Below are 18,974 nucleotides of genomic sequence, written 5' to 3'. Positions count from 1 at the left end.
AAACCCTTTGACGTCTCAGTGAGTTACAGGTGCCAGGCTTTCATCATTCGCCTATTTCGCCGTCGGAAAAGAGCAGAAATTTCGATGAGCCTGATTGTAAATAAACTGTATCACAGCTACAAAAAAAACCCAGAGAGACCAGGCCACAGGAGCGGAGAAATCGGAGGTGGATCGTAATCCTGTCGAAGAATTGCCCACGCCATCAGGCTCCTTCACCTGATGCGGCATCAAAATCAGCATTAAATGCTAAAGATGCCCTGCGGAGTTGTACGTTTTCCAGATGAGAACATCGGCGTCAAAAGTGCGAACTTACCCTATCTCACGGGGCAGCCTTCCCTGCTCAACGGCACTTTGCAGGCAATCTTCCCTTATTGGGTATAGCCAAGACAGGCCGGGAGACTCAGTGATATAATTAGCGGATCGGGCTCAAGGACGCGTAGTGCATATGAAAGTAAAATATCTGATCTATTTTTTTACCTTTGCCCTGATGTCCTCATTTGCCCTGTTTATTTCCGATGAGTTGTCGGAAGCTGACACCGAGTATCGCGACAACCAACTCAATCTATACAAAATTACCCGAGCCAAAGAGATTTCAGAGGCTTTTCAGGCCACACTATTGGCACATCGCCTTAAACGTTTAAGCCTGATCGACCCACGTATCACTCCACATCAGTGGCAAGACGCCGATCGCGTAGCGCGGGAGAAAATCGCCCACTTTCGACCGCACATCGACAGCGAAATCTCGCAACGGCTCGGCATCAGGCAAAAAATTGCCGCGCTTTCCATGCTCAGTCTGATGGAACAATTGCTCAATAATGACAACCTGCAGCTTTCGCAGGTGACCGAAGCCAATGCCAATCTGTTCAATATCAATAGCGCTTACTATATTTCCCAGGCCAGTAAAAGTTACTACCGCTATAGCTACGATAACCGCATGGTCGATGGCGATTCATTTATGTTTCTTGAGGCAGTGCGATTAAATAACCGGCTGAACATGTCGGTGACCGAACTCATCGATCAGATTATTGACGTCAATACCAATCGACTGGCGCGCAAAGACGCTTATCTGAAAGCAATTCAGCTCACCGGCGTATTGAATTCGTTGAGTACTCGGCTGATTTTTATGAAACTTACCTATAACGACGTGAAAACTACTGCACTGGTGAATGAGATCCTGGGGCAGCTGTCAGCTCAGCAGATCAAGATCATTACCGAGGGATTATATACCGCCGTAAACACGCATACCGCCTACCCTACAGACGCTATTTATCCCTATGTTAAAAACCTGAGTGAGCTCTCACAACGGCTCTATCAGCGCAGTTTCGAAATGGAGACCGCCGCCTCGCAGAGCAAGATTTATGACAGCCAAACCGCCATTGACGGCATGATTTCGCTGGCGGGTCTGATTGCGCTATTTATCTTCCTGCCTACGCTGGTTTACTGTTCAAATATCAGCCGCTGGCTGACGAAAACGCATAATAATATTTTGCGCTTGTCCCACGGCGATATGAATATCGCTCGCAACGAAGTGTTCTACGGCCAGGAGTTGATAGCCATCAGCGACGCTATCAAACAGCTTAAACAGTACCAGTTGGAAAAGGTAACGCTGGAAAATGAGAAACACCTGCTGATTAAAGAGTTGGAAGCCTCCTCCTATCTCGATCCTCTCACCAATATCTATAACCGGCGCAAATTCTTCCTGGAGTGCGAATCGCTGGCTGCCGGCAGCTACCCACTCGCTTTTTGTCTGATCGACATTGATAATTTCAAAAGCCTCAATGACACCTACGGCCATCACGTAGGCGACCTGGTGCTGGTGGCATTTGGCAAGCTGCTGCAAAGCACCTTCCGCTCCAGCGACATTTTCTGTCGCTACGGTGGTGAAGAATTTGCCGTGATCCTCGGTAACTGTACGCTGGAAAATGCGCAGGAAGTGATGTCCAAGCTACGCGAGCGTACGCACCAGTTCAGCCTGACACTAACCGATGGGCAAAACGTCCGCTTCACCACCAGTTGCGGCATTGCCCAGGTCCGCGATATCCGCTTGTTGCCAGCAGCAATCAAACAGGCGGATGAAGCGCTCTATTTTTGCAAGAAAAACGGCAAAGACCGGATAGGCATTCACACCCAGAACGGTTTTATCTGAATTGTTGTTTAAAATAATTAACATTATAATTTTTATGACTAATTAGGCTAAGTCATTCACCTTACAGACTTATCTGACTTTTCTGTCGGCATCCTGATGGCAAGCAGAGATAAAGGCACGTTTAATCCTCGACCGGCTCCGATGAATTGTGGTGTGATGCAGCTTCAATAACAGGATAATCCGGGTATACTCCCCCCACTTTTTTATGATTATCCGGATTTGGACACGCGCCTGACGAGGATGCAGTAACGCGATATGACTCAATACGCCTCCCCGATTTTGACATCACTGCTTGATACTGATGCTTATAAGCTTCATATGCAGCAAGCAGTGTTCCATCGCTATCCTGCTATCAGCGTGGCGGCGGAATTCCGCTGCCGCGGTGACGAGCTGCTTGGCGAATATGCCGACGAGATCCGTGCCCAGATCGCACTGATGAGCCAATTGGCGCTAACAGACGCTGAGTTCAACTATCTTTCCGGGCTGCCTTTCTTCCGCGAGGATTACCTGAACTGGCTGCGCGAGTTTCGTTACGATCCGCAACAGGTCCAGATCGAAGATCATGCGGGCAAGTTGCACATCCGCATTGCCGGTCCCTGGCGTGAAGTGATCATGTGGGAAGTCCCACTGCTGGCAGTGATCAGTGAGGTGGTGCACCGTCACCGCTCCCCGGAAGTCACGCCTGAGATGGCCGTCGCTCATCTGCGCAGCAAACTCGAGCATTTTAAAGCCATGAGCGCTGACGTGGACATTTCTCGCTTCAAACTGATGGACTTTGGCACCCGCCGTCGTTTCTCGCAGAGTGTGCAGCAGGCGATTGTCAGCACCTTGAAAGACGAATTTCCTTATCTGGTCGGCACCAGCAACTACGATCTGGCCCACCAGCTTGCTCTGGCGCCCGTGGGTACTCAGGCTCATGAATGGTTCCAGGCGCATCAGCAAATCAGCCCGGTATTGGCCAACAGCCAACGTGCAGCTTTGCAAGCCTGGCTGGATGAATATCCGGACCAGCTCGGCATCGCGCTGACTGACTGCATCACCATGGACGCCTTCCTGCGTGATTTCGGTCCGCAGTTCGCCCAGCGTTATCAGGGCCTGCGCCATGATTCGGGTGATCCGTTCGAATGGGGCGAGAAAGCCATTGCGCATTATCAGAAGCTGGGCATCGACCCGATGAGCAAAACGCTGGTGTTCTCCGACAATCTGGATCTGGATAAGGCGATGGCGCTGTATCGCCGTTTCTACCAACGCGTCAATCTGGTGTTCGGCATAGGTACGCGTCTGACCTGCGATATCCCGGGGGTTAAACCGCTGAACATCGTGATCAAGCTGGTCGAATGCAAAGGCAAGCCGGTGGCTAAACTGTCCGACAGCCCGGGCAAGACCATCTGCCAGGATCAGGCCTTTGTGAAAGCGTTGCGCAAGGCCTTCGATTTACCGCTGGTGAAGAAAGCCAGCTAAGCCACACCGCCCTGCCAACGCGAAAAAGCCGGCTGAAGACCTCACGCCGGCTTTTTTCTTCTTTATAAGAGACTTCGCCGTGCTCCCTTTTCGCCCAGAGCCAAGAAATGTTGCTCCAATCCGGCGATTTCTGCTTGTGCTCTGCACCGCGGCAAGTAACATAGCAACATCCCCATATTCTTGGGTTGTAAGCTATTTCTAAACCAAATTATTAAGAGAGAAATCTATGAGCGTAGTGCCTGTAGTCGACGTACTGCAAGGCCGTGCTGCGGTTGACAGTGAAGTCACCGTGCGCGGTTGGGTGCGTACCCGGAGAGATTCTAAAGCTGGTATCTCCTTCCTGGCCGTCTATGACGGTTCCTGCTTTGATCCGTTACAGGCCGTCGTTAATAATTCTCTGCCGAATTATCAGGATGAAGTGTTACATCTGACCACCGGTTGCTCGATTGAAGTGACAGGTAAAGTGGTCGCCTCTCCAGGCGAAGGTCAGAGTTTCGAACTACAAGCGACTGAGATTAAAGTGGTCGGTTGGGTTGACGATCCGGACACGTACCCGATGGCGGCCAAACGCCACAGCATCGAATATCTGCGCGAAGTGGCGCACCTGCGCCCACGTACCAACCTGATCGGTGCCGTTGCCCGTGTTCGCCATACCCTGGCGCAGGCTATTCACCGCTTCTATCACGAGAATGGTTTCTTCTGGGTTTCCACCCCGCTGATCACCGCTTCCGATACCGAAGGCGCCGGCGAAATGTTCCGCGTTTCCACGCTGGATCTGGAAAACCTGCCACGTACCGATAAAGGCGCTGTCGATTTCAGCCAGGACTTTTTCGGTAAAGAAGCGTTCCTGACCGTTTCCGGCCAGTTGAACGGCGAAACCTACGCCTGTGCGTTGTCGAAAATTTACACCTTCGGCCCGACTTTCCGCGCCGAAAACTCCAACACCAGCCGTCACCTGGCCGAGTTTTGGATGATCGAACCGGAAGTCGCCTTTGCTGACCTCGAGGATATCGCGGAACTGGCAGAGAAAATGCTGAAGTATGTGTTCCAGGCCGTCTTGAACGAGCGTATGGATGACATGCAGTTCTTCGCAGAACGCGTAGACAAAGATGCGATTGACCGCCTGAAGCGTTTTGTTTCTTCCGACTTCGCTCAGGTTGATTACACCGAAGCGGTGGAAATTCTGATCGCCTCTGGCCAGACTTTCGAGAACCCGGTTTCCTGGGGTATCGATCTGTCTTCCGAGCATGAGCGTTATCTGGCCGAGAAACACTTCAAAGCGCCGGTGGTGGTGAAAAACTATCCGAAAGACATCAAAGCTTTCTATATGCGTATGAACGACGACGGCAAAACCGTTGCGGCGATGGACGTGTTGGCTCCGGGCATCGGCGAGATCATCGGCGGTGCTCAGCGTGAAGAACGTCTGGACGTGCTGGATCAGCGTCTGGATGCCATGGGCCTGAATAAAGAAGATTATTGGTGGTATCGTGACCTGCGTCGTTACGGCACCGTGCCACACGCCGGCTTCGGTTTAGGTTTTGAGCGTTTAATCGCCTATGTCACCGGTGTGCAAAACGTGCGCGACGTAATTCCGTTCCCTCGCACACCACGTAATGCAACCTTTTAATTAATCAGATAATACATTTTCTAATTAATTTAGTTACAAAACCAAGGCCAGCTTAGCTGGCCTTTCGCATTTTTTAATATTGACGAGCGTCACAAAGTTCCGTGAATATTACATTTAGTTACAAATACTTTCTTTTTGAAACCTCATTAGGACATTGGTAGCATTTTCGTTCTAGATTAACCTGCCCGTGAATGGAACACTGCGTGCAGACACAGGACGACACCAATCTATCAACAATAGTTCCAAAAGAATTATTGGCGGCAGTGGCAAAGGTGTCCGAATAACACCAATGAGGGTAATATAATGATGAAGCGCAATATTCTTGCAGTGGTAATCCCAGCTCTGTTAGCCGCTGGTGCAGCTAACGCTGCTGAAATCTACAACAAAGACGGCAACAAACTGGATCTGTACGGTAAAGTTGACGGTCTGCACTACTTCTCAGACGACAAAGGCAATGATGGCGATCAGACCTATGTTCGTTTCGGCTTCAAAGGTGAAACCCAGATTACTGACCAACTGACCGGTTACGGCCAGTGGGAATACAACGTTCAGGCTAACCACTCTGAATCTCAAGGCACCGAAGGCACCAAGACTCGTCTGGGCTTCGCTGGTCTGAAATTTGCTGACTACGGTTCATTCGATTACGGCCGTAACTACGGCGTACTGTACGACGTAGAAGGCTGGACAGATATGCTGCCAGAGTTCGGTGGCGATACTTATACCTACACCGACAACTTCATGACTGGCCGTACCAACGGCGTTGCGACTTACCGTAACAACAACTTCTTCGGTCTGGTTGACGGTCTGAACTTCGCTGTTCAGTACCAAGGTAAAAACCAGAACGACGGCCGTGACGTTAAGAAACAAAACGGCGACGGCTGGGGCCTGTCTTCTACTTATGACATCGGCGAAGGCATCAGCGTAGGTGCAGCATACGCTTCTTCCAACCGTACCGATGATCAAAAACTGCGTTCTAACGAACGTGGCGACAAAGCTGATGCATGGACCGTTGGCGCGAAATACGACGCTAACAACGTTTACCTGGCAGCTATGTACGCAGAAACTCGTAACATGACTCCATTCGGCGGCGGCAACTTCAGCTCAACCTGTAATGCTTCTACCGATTGCGGCGGCTTCGCCAGCAAAACTCAGAACTTCGAAGTGACTGCACAGTACCAGTTCGACTTCGGTCTGCGTCCAGAAGTGTCTTACCTGCAGTCTAAAGGTAAAAACCTGAACGTCCCAGGCGTGGGTTCTGACCAGGATCTGGTTAAATATGTTTCTGTTGGTACCACTTACTACTTCAACAAAAACATGTCTACCTACGTTGATTATAAAATCAACCTGCTGGACGACAACGAGTTCACCAAAGCTACTGGCACCGCTACCGATGATATCGTAGGTGTTGGTCTGGTTTACCAGTTCTAAGTTGTCTCACTTAACGGCGGTTCACCGTCGGCTAAGTTAAAAAACAGGGCTTCGGCCCTGTTTTTGTTTTTGCGCTACGCGTAAATTTTTATCCTGCCAATGTCCCCTTCTTCCTCATTTTTTATGCTGAATCTGCGCCCTTCACAAGATCGCTGTGTTTTTCTCGCAAACGGTTGGCAAAGCGCATAACTGGCGCTACCCTGATGCTTCTGTCTGCTTAACTCCGAGCCATGGAAGCACCTGACATGTTTGAAAAAATCACTGCTGCACCTGCCGATCCGATTCTGGGTCTGACCGACATTTTCCGCGCCGACGCGCGCCCGAACAAAATCAATTTGGGCATTGGCGTCTACAAAGACGAAACCGGCAAAACGCCGGTGCTGACCAGCGTGAAAAAAGCTGAGCAGTATCTGCTGGAAAATGAAGCCACCAAAAACTATCTCGGCATTGAGGGCATCCCCGCTTTCGCCAACTGCACGCAAGAGCTGCTGTTCGGCAAACAAAGTCCAATCATTGCCGACAAGCGTGCGCGCACCGCGCAAACGCCTGGTGGCACCGGCGGCCTGCGTGTGGCAGCTGACTTCATCGCCAACCAGACCAGCGCTAAACGCATCTGGATCAGCAACCCAAGCTGGCCGAACCATAAAAATGTGTTTGGCGCCGTCGGCCTGGAAGTGCTGGAATATGCCTACTACGATGCGGCCAATCATGCGCTGGACTTCGATGGCCTGCTGAACAGCCTGAAACAGGCTCAGGCAGGCGATGTGGTCCTGTTCCATGGTTGCTGCCATAACCCAACCGGCATTGACCCTACGCCTGAGCAGTGGGCTCAGTTAGCCGAGCTGTCTGTGGCTAACGGCTGGCTGCCGCTGTTCGACTTTGCTTATCAGGGCTTCGCGAAAGGTCTGGAAGAAGATGCGCAGGGCCTGCGTATTTTCGCCGCCAAGCATCAGGAACTGATCGTAGCCAGCTCGTACTCGAAGAATTTCGGCCTATACAACGAACGCGTCGGCGCCTGTACTCTGGTGGCTGCAGATGCGGATACCGCTGACCGCGCCTTCAGCCAGGTGAAAGCCGCCATTCGCGCCAACTACTCCAACCCGCCGTCCCACGGTGCTGCGGTGGTTGCGACCATCCTGGGTGATAATGCGCTGCGCGCCCTGTGGGAGCAGGAGCTGACCGATATGCGTCAACGTATTCACCGCATGCGTCAGCTGTTCGTGAATACTCTGCAGGAGAAAGGCGCAGAGCAGGACTTCAGCTTTATCATTAATCAGAACGGCATGTTCTCGTTCAGCGGATTGACCAAAGAACAGGTGCTGCGCCTGCGTGACGAATTTGGCGTTTACGCCGTTAACTCCGGCCGGGTTAACGTCGCAGGCATGACGCCAGACAATATGGCGCCTCTGTGCGAAGCCATCGTCGCCGTGCTGTAAAGGTTACGGTTTCAAATAAGCAAAAGGGGCGCTTAATGCGCCCCTTAGTTATTTCTGCCGGGAAATAACCTTACCAGATGGCCGGTTCTTCTCGCAGGAACGGATTGGTTTCACGCTCTTGACCGAAGGTAGACATCGGTCCGTGCCCCGGGATAAACGCCATGTCATCCCCCTGTGGCAGGAGCTTGGTGCGGATCGAGTTGATTAATGCCTGGTGATCGCCGCGTGGGAAGTCGCTGCGACCCACGCCACCGTTAAACAATACGTCACCCACCAGCGCCAACCGCGCCTGCTCATTAATAAACACGATATGGCCAGGAGTATGACCCGGGCAATGCAGCACCTTGAGCGTCATTTCACCCACCTGCACGCTGTCCCCTTCTTCCAGCCAGCGAGTTGGCGTCAGAGGCGCACACTCTTCCAGACCAAACATCCGGCTCTGTGCAGGCAAACCATCCAACCAGAAAGCATCTTCCTTGTCCGGACCGTAGATCGGTACCTGATAGTGTTCCGCCAGCTCAGCCGCTGCCCCTACGTGATCGAGATGGCCGTGCGTCAGCAGGATCTGCGTGACCGTCACGCCCTGCCTGGCAATTTCGGCCTTTAATTTCTCCGCTTCGCCGCCGGGATCGACCAACGCCGCCTGTTGGGTACTTTCACACCAGATCAGGCTGCAATTCTGACTAAAAGCGGTAACGGGAATAATTTGGTATTTCATAAGGCTCCAACGACAACAGCGCCATACCCTGACGGGCTGGCGCTACTCACTTATGGTGCACAGCGATTACCAGGTCCGCACCGGGCCGGTATCGATGTGTACAAAGTTGCTACGTGGGTAATATCCTACACCACCGGCGCTCATTTTTAACGCCGCTTTGCGGATATTGCTCAACTGGATGCCTTCGATATGGAAGTCCATCGCCTGGCCCTTGGTATGATAGCTGTGCTTGGCCACACCGCGGCTGCGCTCACGCAGCTCATTGTTGGTATCCAGGGAACGATAACCTGAAACCAGCTGTACCGGTTTGTTGGTGCCCAACAGACCCTGCAGGCGATAGAGGTGATCAAATAGACGAGGATCGATCGACTTGACTTTATTGGCTCGATAATCACGGAAGAGATGATTAAGACGAACTAATTCGTCTTTATTATATCCCTTGCCATCGAAGAATTCGGCTTTCAAGGATTCGCCCGTATGCATATTATTAACGACAAGAATACGCGGGCGCGAAGTAGAAAGACTGGCAAAGGCTTGCCCAGGGAGCAGCGCTATGCCCACAGCGGCGCTACCTAACGCCAGCCACTTACGGCGATGATGATCAATTTTGTCCATGTTTCTGTTAAACCCGGCAAGAATATCAAAATATATGCACAAAACAGCGCACTGCCTGAACCATAACCGCCCACACTGATTGAGTCAACCCGTGATATCCCGCGGTTTGCAGGCACTCACGGAATGAGTGCCTGCACCATGGCCCGATATTCTGACCGTTATTTATTTATAATTACTGCATTTATTGCATTAATTTTTCGGCCTGAGCCAAAATTTGTGCACCCGATCTCACCGTATCATCGTAATTGTAAATATCTGTACGGAATTGTGGCTTTCCATCATCAGAGACCCAGGCGGTTAAATAATACAATTTAACCGGAATATGCTGGCGGATATTTACGTAGGTGGTATTTCCCTGTTTTAGGGTGGAGGAAACACGGGTATTGTTCCAGCCCGCATCCTGCAACAGCATATTCGCCAAATCCGAAGCCTTGTTGACCCGCACGCAACCCGAGCTCAGGGCACGAATGTCTTTCTGGAACAGGTTATGGTTCGGCGTGTCGTGCAAATAGATGGCGTCCGAACTCGGCATGTTGAATTTAAAACGCCCCAGCGAGTTGGTCGCTCCCGGAGCCTGGCGGATCCGGTACGGGAAGTTACGGGCCGACACCATATTCCAGTCGATCATTGCCGGGTTGATCACCTCAGCATCGTTGCTCCAGCCGGAAAGCACGGTATAACCGTGTTTTTGGAAGTAGCTGCCGTCACGCATCGCCTTCGGCACAATGTCTTCGCGCACCAGCGTGGTCGGCACGTTCCACGGCGGGTTAACTACCACATTGTTCAGTGCACTGTTCATCAACGGCGTCTTGCGGCTGGGCCGCCCTACGATCACCCGTGACGAAAGTACCTCATTGCCGTTCAGGTAATAGGTCAACGAGTAGTTAGGAATGTTGACCATAATTCCGGTGTCAACGCGGCCGGGAAGAATGCGTAAACGCTGGATGTTCAGGGCCAGCAGCGAAGCTCGCATTTGTGGCGTTACGTTAAGCCATTCGCGGGTGCGTACGCCAATCACGCCATCAGCGCTCAACCCTTGCCATTTCTGGAAGCGTTTAACGCCCTCAACCAAATCGGCAGTATAGCGATTGTCCGTGACCGTGACCGGACTCTCCTGCTGCTGACTGAACGGCGATTGCGGTGACGGCGCCAAGTCTTTTACCGGCGCGGCGGCCGGGCTGACTACCGCACTCTGGGCCTCGCGATTTTTCTCTTCATCTACCGATAAGCCACCATCGTCTGGCTCATTGCGCGAACCGGTCAATACCGCAGGCGGCTCCTGCGCCTCTGCCGGCGCGGCAGAAGTGGTCAGCATACCGTTGCGCGCCAGGATCTCGCGCAAGGCAGGAATATCATCGCTCAGTTGATCGGGGCGCAAACTCGGGCCATTGGCCATCTGCGGCCATGGGCGTCCATCAGCCAGCATGTCGCGTAATGCCTGATGCATCTTGGCGTATTGCGGGTGCTGTGGTGCCAGCGAGTTGACATACGGCACCGTTTTACCCTGACGCACCGCCAACTGCCACTGGTTAATCACCGTATTCGGCGGCAAACCGAGCTTGTAGGGAATGTTGCTATACAGCCAGCTGTTGCCATTGGCGCCGATCGATGAAACGAACTGCAAATAGCCCAACATCGCATCAGACAGTACGATATCGCGGGCCACACCGGTAATGGCTGGATTGGTCAGCAATTTCACCCATTGGGTGAACTGCGGCTGAACGCCAGACATCGCCAACTCGGCCAACTGCTGCTGAAATTGCTGTACCGCTTCGCGATCCTGCCACATCAGTTGCATCCGGTTCGCTGCGTACAAAGGAGCAAGCGTTGAAAGATAATGTGGCGTAATGCCCGTCGGCAACGCTGCGAGCAATTCCGAACGACTTTGCGCAACTGACATGCCGGAAGACGCCACCGGGAATGCAGGAACGGTTGCCCATACGGGTAGCGACGACGCAAGACCACATGCCATTGCACAACTCAACGCCAAACGTCGTACCTTGTTTCCATTTCTAAGCAACATCCATTGCCCCCTGTATGCTCACAAAAAATACAACCAAGACAGCTTATTAGTTTCAGTATACGAACAGAAAAGCCATTTTGCCCTTTGGCACTAATGAATAACTGTAATTGATTAAGCTACCCGTTTAAAAGCGGATAAAAAAGCAGGACTATCATCCATGCGTACAAAAAAATAGCCACCCCAGGGCGGCTATTTTCAGATTATTAGCGGGCTTTTTTGCGCTTACGGCGTTTCAGCCGCGGTGACACCCAGTGCCGCAGGCGGTTCGTTAGCGAAACCGCGCAGCCCCACAACGTGTACGTGTTCATGGTTCTGGAACACCTTACGCACCAGCTTATACGTGGTCCCTTTTTCCGGGCTGATGTTTTCCGGTGCGGCGATGATCAGCTGCATTTCCAGGCGGTCGCACAGCTCAAACAGGGTCGCGATGGATTTGGCATCCAGTCGAGCCGCTTCATCGAGGAACAGCAGACGGCATGGGGAGATATCTTTACCGCGCAGGCGGCGAGATTCCTCTTCCCAACTCTGTACCACCATCACCAGAATCGACATCCCGGTACCGATCGCTTCACCGGTAGACAACGCGCCGCTCTCGGCACGCAACCAGCCGTCGGAGCCGCGGAATACTTCTACTTCCAGCTCGAGGTAGTTACGGTAATCCAGCAGCTCTTCACCGATGGTCTGCGGCGTGCGCTGGCCCATATCAATCTGCGGATTCAGGCGCTGGTACAGCTTGGCCAGCGCTTCTGAGAAGGTCAGGCGGTTGCTGTTAAACAGATCCTGATGCTGTTCCTGCTGCTCAGAGAGCACGTCCAACAGGGTCGCATGCGCTTCACGCACGTTGACGTTCAATCGCACGCTTTTCACCTGGCCGAAGGAAACCGCCTGCAAGCCCTGGTTGAGCATGCGGATACGGTTCTGTTCGCGCTGGATGGTTTTGCGAATGATGTTCGCCACGCTCTTGGAACTGATCGCCAGCTTCTGCTCACGGGCGGTCAGTTCTTCGGTCAGACGGCCCAGCTCGATTTCCATCTGCTCGATAGCCTCAACCGGGTCATCAGTACGAATGATGTCCTGACGAATACGCTCGCGCAAATGCTGGTACACCGCGATATAGAACTGGATCTTGCGTTCAGGACGCTTAGGATCTTCCGACAGACGCAGCACGTCGCGCAGATGTTCGTTATCCGATACCGCCAGACGCAGCGCACCGAGCGCCTTATCCGACATCGAGCGCAGTTCGTCGCCGTCCATATAGGCCAATTCGCGACGGTGCAGACGACGTTCAACCCCGTTGTCTTTCACCATGCGCATCACTGCGCACCAGCCCGCCTTGGCGGTCACCACCTGCTCACGCAACTGATGGTAATCACGCTCAAGCTTACGCAGTTTCTTCTGCAGACCGTCCATTTCCGCTTCGCAGAAGGTCAGCTGTTTTTCCAACTGGTTGCGGCGCGCGCGGTTGTTGCTCAGGCCGGCGTGCAGTTCATCACGACGTGCGCGGGCACGGGCTTCAGCATTGGCATCCGCCTGTACGCCAATGTCGACCAGCTCCTGGCTCAGTTCTTTCAGCATGTCGCGCTTGGCGTCATACGAGCTTTTCAGCGACGCCAACACTTGGCTGTACTGAGTAAACTGGGTCTGGTACTGACGTAACTGCTCGCGGGCACGGGTACGTTCCGCTTCCGCGTGTTCAAGACGTTGGCGCAGCTTGTCGTTCAAATCGTTGTTGGCGTTTTGCATACCGGCAGAGTCGGTATAACCGAAGTGCGCGCGGCGCTGCACCACTTCGATCAAGGCAAACGCCTGCTGTTTAGCCTGACGCTGTACGCTTTGCGCCTGAATGTAATCCTGCTGTAACTGCTCATGTTGCTGCGGATCGCTCTGCAGCACCGACAGCAACGGCTCCAGCTTGGTCAGGGAAACGCCGTGCTGCTGAATATGACGCGCGGCATCCTGCGCCTCTTCCAGCTCTTCACGGATTTCTTCTACGCGATCCTGCAGGGTTTCATCGTTTAACAATGAGACCAACGGCATCAGGCGGTTCAGCGCGGAGATGCCTTCTTTCGCCTGCTCATATTGCTGGCGTTGCTGCTGGTTCTGCGCTTCATGGTTGTTCAGCGCACGCTCTACTTCACCGCGACGGGATGTGAGGCTGCGGATTTCCGCTTCCGGATCGGCGTCAAACGCCACCGCCAGATGAGAGCCGATGAAGCGGCTGAAGGCCTGATGCGAACGCTGGGTCTTTTGCACGTCGAATGACAGCGTGGCGTAACGCTCGGCCAGCGTTTCACGCTCGGCGTGCAGCACTTCAAGGCGGTTTTCGCGGGCAGCGCGACCAAACAGCGGCACTTCCGGATAACGGGAGTAACGCCATTGACGATCGGCGGTTTTCACCAACACCGCGCGGTCCTGCTCTTCAACGGCGAACACGCTGTCATCGAATGACTGCGGATCCCCTTCGATCAGATAGAGATCTTCCGGGCAATCTTCCAACCCTTCCAGCATTTCGCGAACCAGCGACAGATCCGGCACCACGATCGCGTGACGCGACGGGCCATACAATGCGGAGAAGTAAGGCGCATCGTCGATAGTGACATCGTCGTAAATTTCGGAGAGCAGCACGCCGCCAAAACGTTCGGCCAGCGTAACCAGGCGTTGGTCTTCGGCCCCGCCCGGCTGGCTGAGACGTTCGATCTGCGCTTCAACCGCACGCTTGCTGGCAGCCACTTCGTCACGCTCAACGGTGGTTTCACGTTCGCGCTCCAGCAGTTGCTGCATGTACTCAGTCACCTGCTGGCTGCTTTCCAGCGGTTCGCCGCTCTGCTCGCTGAGCTGGCTCAGAGCATCCTGCGCCGCTAACCAGACAGGGGCGCGGGTGGTGAGCTCACGAATGCGTTGCTGAATTTGCTCCAGTTCCTGGCGCATTTCCATCCGACGTTCGCCGGCCTCGCTGACGCTTTGCGACAGCGACTCCAGACGCTCTTCCAGCTCTTGTTGCAGAGCATCGAGTTCATCCGGCTGATACTGCTGACCATGGCGCTTGCAGAATTCCTGCAGCAGGCGCTCGGCATCCTGCTGGGAGCGCAGACGTTGTTCCAGCTCGCTCAGGCGCATGCGCAATGGCTGTACGCGTTCGGCAAGGTGTTGTTGCGATGGCCAGTCGCGCAGCAATTCGCGCGCGCACTGCCAGGCTTCGCTGCGGCTGACCTGACCGGCGATTTTCCCCACCAGCTGATAAGCCTGTTCAAACTGACCGTGCGCGGCATCGGCCACGCTCAGTTTCTGCTCGAGCATCAGCAAGGCTTCCGTCGCCTCTTGCTCGCGCGCCTGGAAAGTATCCAGCCACTGTTCGGCATTTTCGGCGGTCAGCTCCGGCAGTTGGCACAGTGCTCGCGCACGTTCCAACGCCTGCAACGCTTGCTGATATTGAATGGCGCGGGTCTGCTGCACGTCCAGCGCCTGCTGGTAGTCGGCGAGTTGGCTTTTCAGCTCATCCACTTCCAGTTCGGCCGCCTCGGCGCGCGCTTCGTTTTCGGCCTGCTGTTCGCTGGCCTCCGCCACCACTTCGTTCTGTTCTTCCAGACGGTAGGTCAGTTCTTCCAGATCGCCTTCATAGCGCTCGATCTTTTCCTGCTGACGCATCGCCGTCTGCACCAGGTTAAGGTGATCGCTGGCGGCCTGATAATCCGTTTCCAGATCGGATTCTGCGCCACTCTGCTCCGCCAGTTCGCGCGCCATTTCCACATGGCGATACTGCTCAGCAGCCAGCTGTTTGCGGCTGCCCAACAGATCGCTGCGCAATGCCAGCGCGCCGTCCAGATGAATACGCCGCTCATTGGCATGGCGCATATAGTCCGCTGCCACGTAGGAGGTGGCTTCTGAAATCAGGTGTTTGAACAGATCGCGATCGCTTTGGGTCACGCGGATCGCTTCCAGCGTCATGCGGTTTTCACGCAGCGCCGCTTCCATGTCCTGGAAGGCCTTGCGCACACCGCTGTTTTCCGGCAACAGATAGTCGCGCAATGAGCGGGTGATGGCGCTGGAAATACCGCCGTACAGTGAAGCTTCGATCAGGCGATAGAACTTGCTGCGATCGGACGATGAACGCAAGCGTTTCGGGATCACGCCCAGATCGAACATTAGTGAGTGGTAGTCGGTGATGGAGTTGAATTGCTTGAACTGCACGCCTTCCATCTCTTCAACGCGCTCTTTCAACTCCTGCAGTGTCAGCACGCGCGCCTGGCGCTCGCCCACCGTTTGGGTCAAAAGTTCTGTCGGCTGTACTGCCGTTGGCAGGCCCTGGATGGTGAATGGCTTGATGTCCACTTTACGGTCACGACCGGCCACCTGTTGCAGGCGCACGCCCACCACGACACGCTGGTGGCGTGAGTTGATCACGTCGAGAGTGGAATAACACACCCCGGCACGCAGCTTACCGTGCAGGCCCTTGTCGCGCGAGCCGCTGGTGGCGCCGGCTTCGGTGGTGTTACGAAAGTGCAACAGCGTCAAGTCGGGGATAAGCGCAGTGACGAAAGCCGCCATGGTGGTGGATTTCCCTGCCCCGTTACCGCCGGACAGCGTGGTCACCAACTCATCGAGATCAAAGGTGCGGGCGAAGAAGCCGTTCCAGTTGACCAGCGTCAGCGAGCGAAATTTACCGCGTTCAATCATTCCTGTTCATCCTCTGCACTGTCCGGTGTGGTATCAAGCTGCGAATCTTCAGCATCGCTTTCATCAGTCAGCGACAGGCTGTTTTCAACCGGCATCGCTTCGCCGTCACGGATCATTCGTAACTGCGCTTCACGCGGATCGTCTCCGCTGCGCACATCGGCGCCAAAGCGGAACACCGCTTCAGTGATGCGGAACTTGCTGCTGTCATTGCCCATGAAGTAGATCATGCCCAGACGACGCAGGCGGTTCAGTGAAGTGCGCACTTTTTCGTGCAGCTTCTGGCGATCGAGATCCGAACCGGTAGAGCGCTGATTAACGAACTTCAGCAATTTGGTTTCGTCCGCCAGGCTCAGCAACTCGTCGTACAGCTCCTGATGGCTGAAGATCCCCTCATGCGCCAGACGCTCCGGGCTGAGGTAGAGATAGCACAGGATTTTCCCCACCATCATGTCCAGTTCGGATAAAACCGAACGCGGGATCAGGGTAGTGGACCGTGGACGCAGATAGAAGAACCCTTCTGGCGCGCGGATCAACTCCACGCTGTAGCGGGCGTAAAACTCTTCCAGTTCATCCTGGAAATCCATTAAAAAGGCGTGGTTGTCCAGCTCATCGATACCGATGTGACGACCTGCGCGCAGATGGCTGTCCAGCGCAGGGAACAGCGCGTTAGACAATGCCTTGGCCAGCTTGACTGGCATTACTTGTTCAATATTTGTCGATGACATGGGCCTGGACCTTGGCTCCGTAATCATTGATTGCCTGCCATTGTGCCGGCAACCCTGAAAAATCTGCTTCAGCCACACCAAGGCGCACTGCCTGGTCGACCACTATACGTGCCACATCGAAATGACGGGCACGCGGATATTGCGCCAGATAATCGCGCATCACCGCCCCTAAATTGAGCGGCATCTGTTGTTCCTGATAAATCTTCAACGCCTGTTCGATCATGGCCGCCAGTTGCTCGCGAATTTCGCTGAACTCCTCGAATTCCAGATCCGGCGGCAATTCCCCGGTCACTTCCTCGCTGCGCAAGGCCAGCTCTTCGTCACGCATATCCAGCAGGCGATCGGCGTTGGCATGGGTCAGTGTCCATGGATTGTCGAAATAGTTCTGCACCGACTGGCGCAAACGCTGGGCGAACACCCGGTTCTTGTCCATGTCGATCGCGGTACGGATAAATTTGTGCACGTGGCGGTCGTAGCCAATCCACAGGTCGATAGCCTGCTGGCCCCAACTGATGATGCGGTCGAGCTTGCTTTGCAAGTCGAACACCAGCTTATCGACGAAGCCCAGCTCCGCGCCACCCAGTGTAGCATCCTGAATGCGCAGCAGGTTGGCCTGCAGCTTGTCGCCTGCCGCCTCCAGAGTATCCTGCAGTTCACGCAGGGTGCCTGAGGTTTCGGACAGCAGCATCTCACAGCTGGAAATGGCTGCCCGCCAGTCCTGGTTCAGCAGCGCGGCGATATCATCTTTTACGCCCTGCTGCTGTTCATCCATCACCCGTTGGGTCATGTCGATGCTGTCGAAGATTTCCGCTACCGAATATTTCAGCGGGGCAAATACGTTGCGGTGCCAGTGGAAATCGTCACCGCCCTCTTCGGCGGCGTCGGCGGCGCGTTTCAGCTCCTGCGCCACGATCGACAGCTGCATCGACAGACGCAGCGTGGAGAATTCGCGCTGACGAATATAGTAATCGGTAATGCCGATCCCCAGCGGCGTCAAACGGTAAATTGCGTTACCGTCCGCCAGTTCGCTGGTGAAGCGGTTTAACAGGCGCTGGCGCACCATGTCGTTAATCGCATTGTTGGCGCGGACCGCCACCGTTTCATGCGTCTGTTCGAAACCCTTGCTGACATGGCGAAATGCATCAACCAGCTCACCTTCGCTCATCTCGCCGTCCAGCCGCTCGCCGTTCAATGTGGCGATAGCAAGCAAAAACGCGAGACGCTCCGTAGGGAGCGAAATAGAGAAATCATTTTTCCGTGCCCAGGCGACCAGTTCGGGTACTGTCTGGGAAAATTCACTCATAGTTCGTCCTTCAGGTTTGGTTTATGCGCCATGACGTGAATATAGCGCCCCAAACTCACGTACGGCTCCTGCCGGCAATAGTGCTGTTCAAGCGCCAGTAACTCTTCAAATTTTTGCGTCTGTAACTGCCTGCTTTGCAGGTAATCGTGGAACACCCGCACGCCGGTTTTCCCGCTGATGTGCATGCCCAATTGTTCCAGCCAGCCGTATACCTGTGGCGGACTATGTGGATATTGCGGTGACAACGAACGCTTTCTGCGTCTTCTGACCTCGGGGTTCACCAGTTGGAAATTACCCAACACCACGTTACGCATCAAGAGGCCATTGGCATTAAAGAACATCAATGACAGCGCGCCACCTGGCAGCAGGCAGTCGAACAACGCCCGCAGTGCCGCTTCAGGTTCGGCAATCCATTCAAGCACAGCATGAAACAATACCAGATCAACCGGCTGTTCCAAATGTTGGCCAATATCCTGTGCTGAACTTTGTATGAATTGCATGTTCTGGCTCACACCTTTCTGCTCAGCCAGTAATGCGGCGCGTTGGATCATCTCACCAGAAAGATCGCACAACAACACCTGATGTCCTAATTCTGCCAATTGGCAGGCCATATGGCCTTCGCCGCCGCCGGCATCCAGAATGCGCAGCGGCCGCTGCGGCAACTGGGCCAACAGCGTGGTCAGATCCTGCCAGACTACCGCCTGACGGATTTTCCCTTTGGTGGTGCCGTAAATATTACGCGCAAACTTTTCAGCAATATCGTCAAAATTGCGATCCTGCATGGACAACGGCTCCGCTGATCTTATTCTGTTGGGGGC

Annotated in this window: 12 protein-coding genes; 5 read left to right on the top strand and 7 right to left on the bottom strand. The window is 54.1% G+C overall.

Going from position 1 to position 18,974, the window contains the following annotated elements; translation table 11 throughout:
* The first annotated feature begins 445 nt into the window (after positions 1–445).
* From EBA31_RS08115 to EBA31_RS08095, 5 genes are all read left to right on the top strand, one after another.
* The gene (locus EBA31_RS08115; protein ID WP_122078264.1) at positions 446–2,146 is read left to right on the top strand and encodes a GGDEF domain-containing protein; all 1,701 of its coding nucleotides are present in this window, start codon (positions 446–448) and stop codon (positions 2,144–2,146) included.
* Positions 2,147–2,401: 255 nt separating this feature from the next.
* Positions 2,402–3,607, top strand: a complete 1,206-nt coding sequence (pncB, locus tag EBA31_RS08110; protein ID WP_020826152.1) for a nicotinate phosphoribosyltransferase — start codon at positions 2,402–2,404, stop codon at positions 3,605–3,607.
* Positions 3,608–3,833: 226 nt separating this feature from the next.
* Positions 3,834–5,234 carry an asparagine--tRNA ligase gene (gene asnS, locus EBA31_RS08105; protein ID WP_020826151.1) on the top strand — a complete coding sequence of 467 codons (1,401 nt, stop codon included), beginning with the start codon at positions 3,834–3,836 and terminating at the stop codon, positions 5,232–5,234.
* A gap of 303 nt (positions 5,235–5,537) precedes the next feature.
* Positions 5,538–6,662 (top strand): porin OmpC, encoded by a 1,125-nt coding sequence (gene ompC / locus EBA31_RS08100; RefSeq protein WP_044549566.1) that lies wholly within the window; start codon positions 5,538–5,540, stop codon positions 6,660–6,662.
* A gap of 245 nt (positions 6,663–6,907) precedes the next feature.
* Complete coding sequence (locus EBA31_RS08095) at positions 6,908–8,098, top strand: amino acid aminotransferase (protein WP_122078261.1); 1,191 nt, start codon at positions 6,908–6,910, stop codon at positions 8,096–8,098.
* 70 nt (positions 8,099–8,168) lie between these two features.
* Here the strand turns inward: EBA31_RS08095 and EBA31_RS08090 are convergent, their stop codons facing one another.
* The 7 genes from EBA31_RS08090 to cmoM form a co-directional block, all read right to left on the bottom strand.
* The gene (locus EBA31_RS08090) at positions 8,169–8,816 is read right to left on the bottom strand and encodes an MBL fold metallo-hydrolase (RefSeq protein ID WP_048761915.1); all 648 of its coding nucleotides are present in this window, start codon (positions 8,814–8,816) and stop codon (positions 8,169–8,171) included.
* A 66-nt stretch (positions 8,817–8,882) separates the two neighbouring features.
* Positions 8,883–9,431 (bottom strand): YcbK family protein, encoded by a 549-nt coding sequence (locus tag EBA31_RS08085; protein WP_020826147.1) that lies wholly within the window; start codon positions 9,429–9,431, stop codon positions 8,883–8,885.
* 181 nt (positions 9,432–9,612) lie between these two features.
* Complete coding sequence (gene ldtD, locus EBA31_RS08080) at positions 9,613–11,454, bottom strand: L,D-transpeptidase (protein WP_122078259.1); 1,842 nt, start codon at positions 11,452–11,454, stop codon at positions 9,613–9,615.
* Positions 11,455–11,676: 222 nt separating this feature from the next.
* Positions 11,677–16,128 (bottom strand): chromosome partition protein MukB, encoded by a 4,452-nt coding sequence (gene mukB / locus EBA31_RS08075; RefSeq protein WP_020826145.1) that lies wholly within the window; start codon positions 16,126–16,128, stop codon positions 11,677–11,679.
* Complete coding sequence (gene mukE, locus EBA31_RS08070; protein ID WP_041414390.1) at positions 16,125–16,853, bottom strand: chromosome partition protein MukE; 729 nt, start codon at positions 16,851–16,853, stop codon at positions 16,125–16,127. Before mukE ends, mukB begins: the two co-directional genes overlap by 4 nt.
* A complete protein-coding gene (gene mukF, locus EBA31_RS08065; protein ID WP_020826143.1) occupies positions 16,834–18,156 on the bottom strand; it encodes a chromosome partition protein MukF in 1,323 nt (440 codons plus the stop codon). The genes mukE and mukF overlap by 20 nt, the downstream gene beginning before the upstream one ends.
* On the bottom strand, positions 18,153–18,938 hold the full coding sequence (gene cmoM, locus EBA31_RS08060) for a tRNA uridine 5-oxyacetic acid(34) methyltransferase CmoM (RefSeq protein WP_122078257.1): 786 nt from the start codon (positions 18,936–18,938) through the stop codon (positions 18,153–18,155). Before cmoM ends, mukF begins: the two co-directional genes overlap by 4 nt.
* Between the last annotated feature and the right edge of the window lie 36 nt (positions 18,939–18,974).

The sequence above is a fragment of the Serratia sp. P2ACOL2 genome (assembly GCF_003691565.1).
Taxonomy (GTDB): domain Bacteria; phylum Pseudomonadota; class Gammaproteobacteria; order Enterobacterales; family Enterobacteriaceae; genus Serratia; species Serratia liquefaciens.
Note: the sequence above shows the minus strand (reverse complement) of the source record. Positions and strands in the feature narration are given on the sequence as shown.

Excerpts from the sequence above, each read along its gene's own strand:
- EBA31_RS08115 (WP_122078264.1), top strand. The coding sequence starts at position 446 with ATGAAAGTAAAATATCTGATCTATTTTTTTACCTTTGCCCTGATGTCC.
- pncB (WP_020826152.1), top strand. The coding sequence starts at position 2,402 with ATGACTCAATACGCCTCCCCGATTTTGACATCACTGCTTGATACTGAT.
- asnS (WP_020826151.1), top strand. The coding sequence starts at position 3,834 with ATGAGCGTAGTGCCTGTAGTCGACGTACTGCAAGGCCGTGCTGCGGTT.
- ompC (WP_044549566.1), top strand. The coding sequence starts at position 5,538 with ATGATGAAGCGCAATATTCTTGCAGTGGTAATCCCAGCTCTGTTAGCC.
- EBA31_RS08095 (WP_122078261.1), top strand. The coding sequence starts at position 6,908 with ATGTTTGAAAAAATCACTGCTGCACCTGCCGATCCGATTCTGGGTCTG.
- EBA31_RS08090 (WP_048761915.1), bottom strand. The coding sequence starts at position 8,816 with ATGAAATACCAAATTATTCCCGTTACCGCTTTTAGTCAGAATTGCAGC.
- EBA31_RS08085 (WP_020826147.1), bottom strand. The coding sequence starts at position 9,431 with ATGGACAAAATTGATCATCATCGCCGTAAGTGGCTGGCGTTAGGTAGC.
- ldtD (WP_122078259.1), bottom strand. The coding sequence starts at position 11,454 with ATGTTGCTTAGAAATGGAAACAAGGTACGACGTTTGGCGTTGAGTTGT.
- mukB (WP_020826145.1), bottom strand. The coding sequence starts at position 16,128 with ATGATTGAACGCGGTAAATTTCGCTCGCTGACGCTGGTCAACTGGAAC.
- mukE (WP_041414390.1), bottom strand. The coding sequence starts at position 16,853 with ATGTCATCGACAAATATTGAACAAGTAATGCCAGTCAAGCTGGCCAAG.
- mukF (WP_020826143.1), bottom strand. The coding sequence starts at position 18,156 with ATGAGTGAATTTTCCCAGACAGTACCCGAACTGGTCGCCTGGGCACGG.
- cmoM (WP_122078257.1), bottom strand. The coding sequence starts at position 18,938 with ATGCAGGATCGCAATTTTGACGATATTGCTGAAAAGTTTGCGCGTAAT.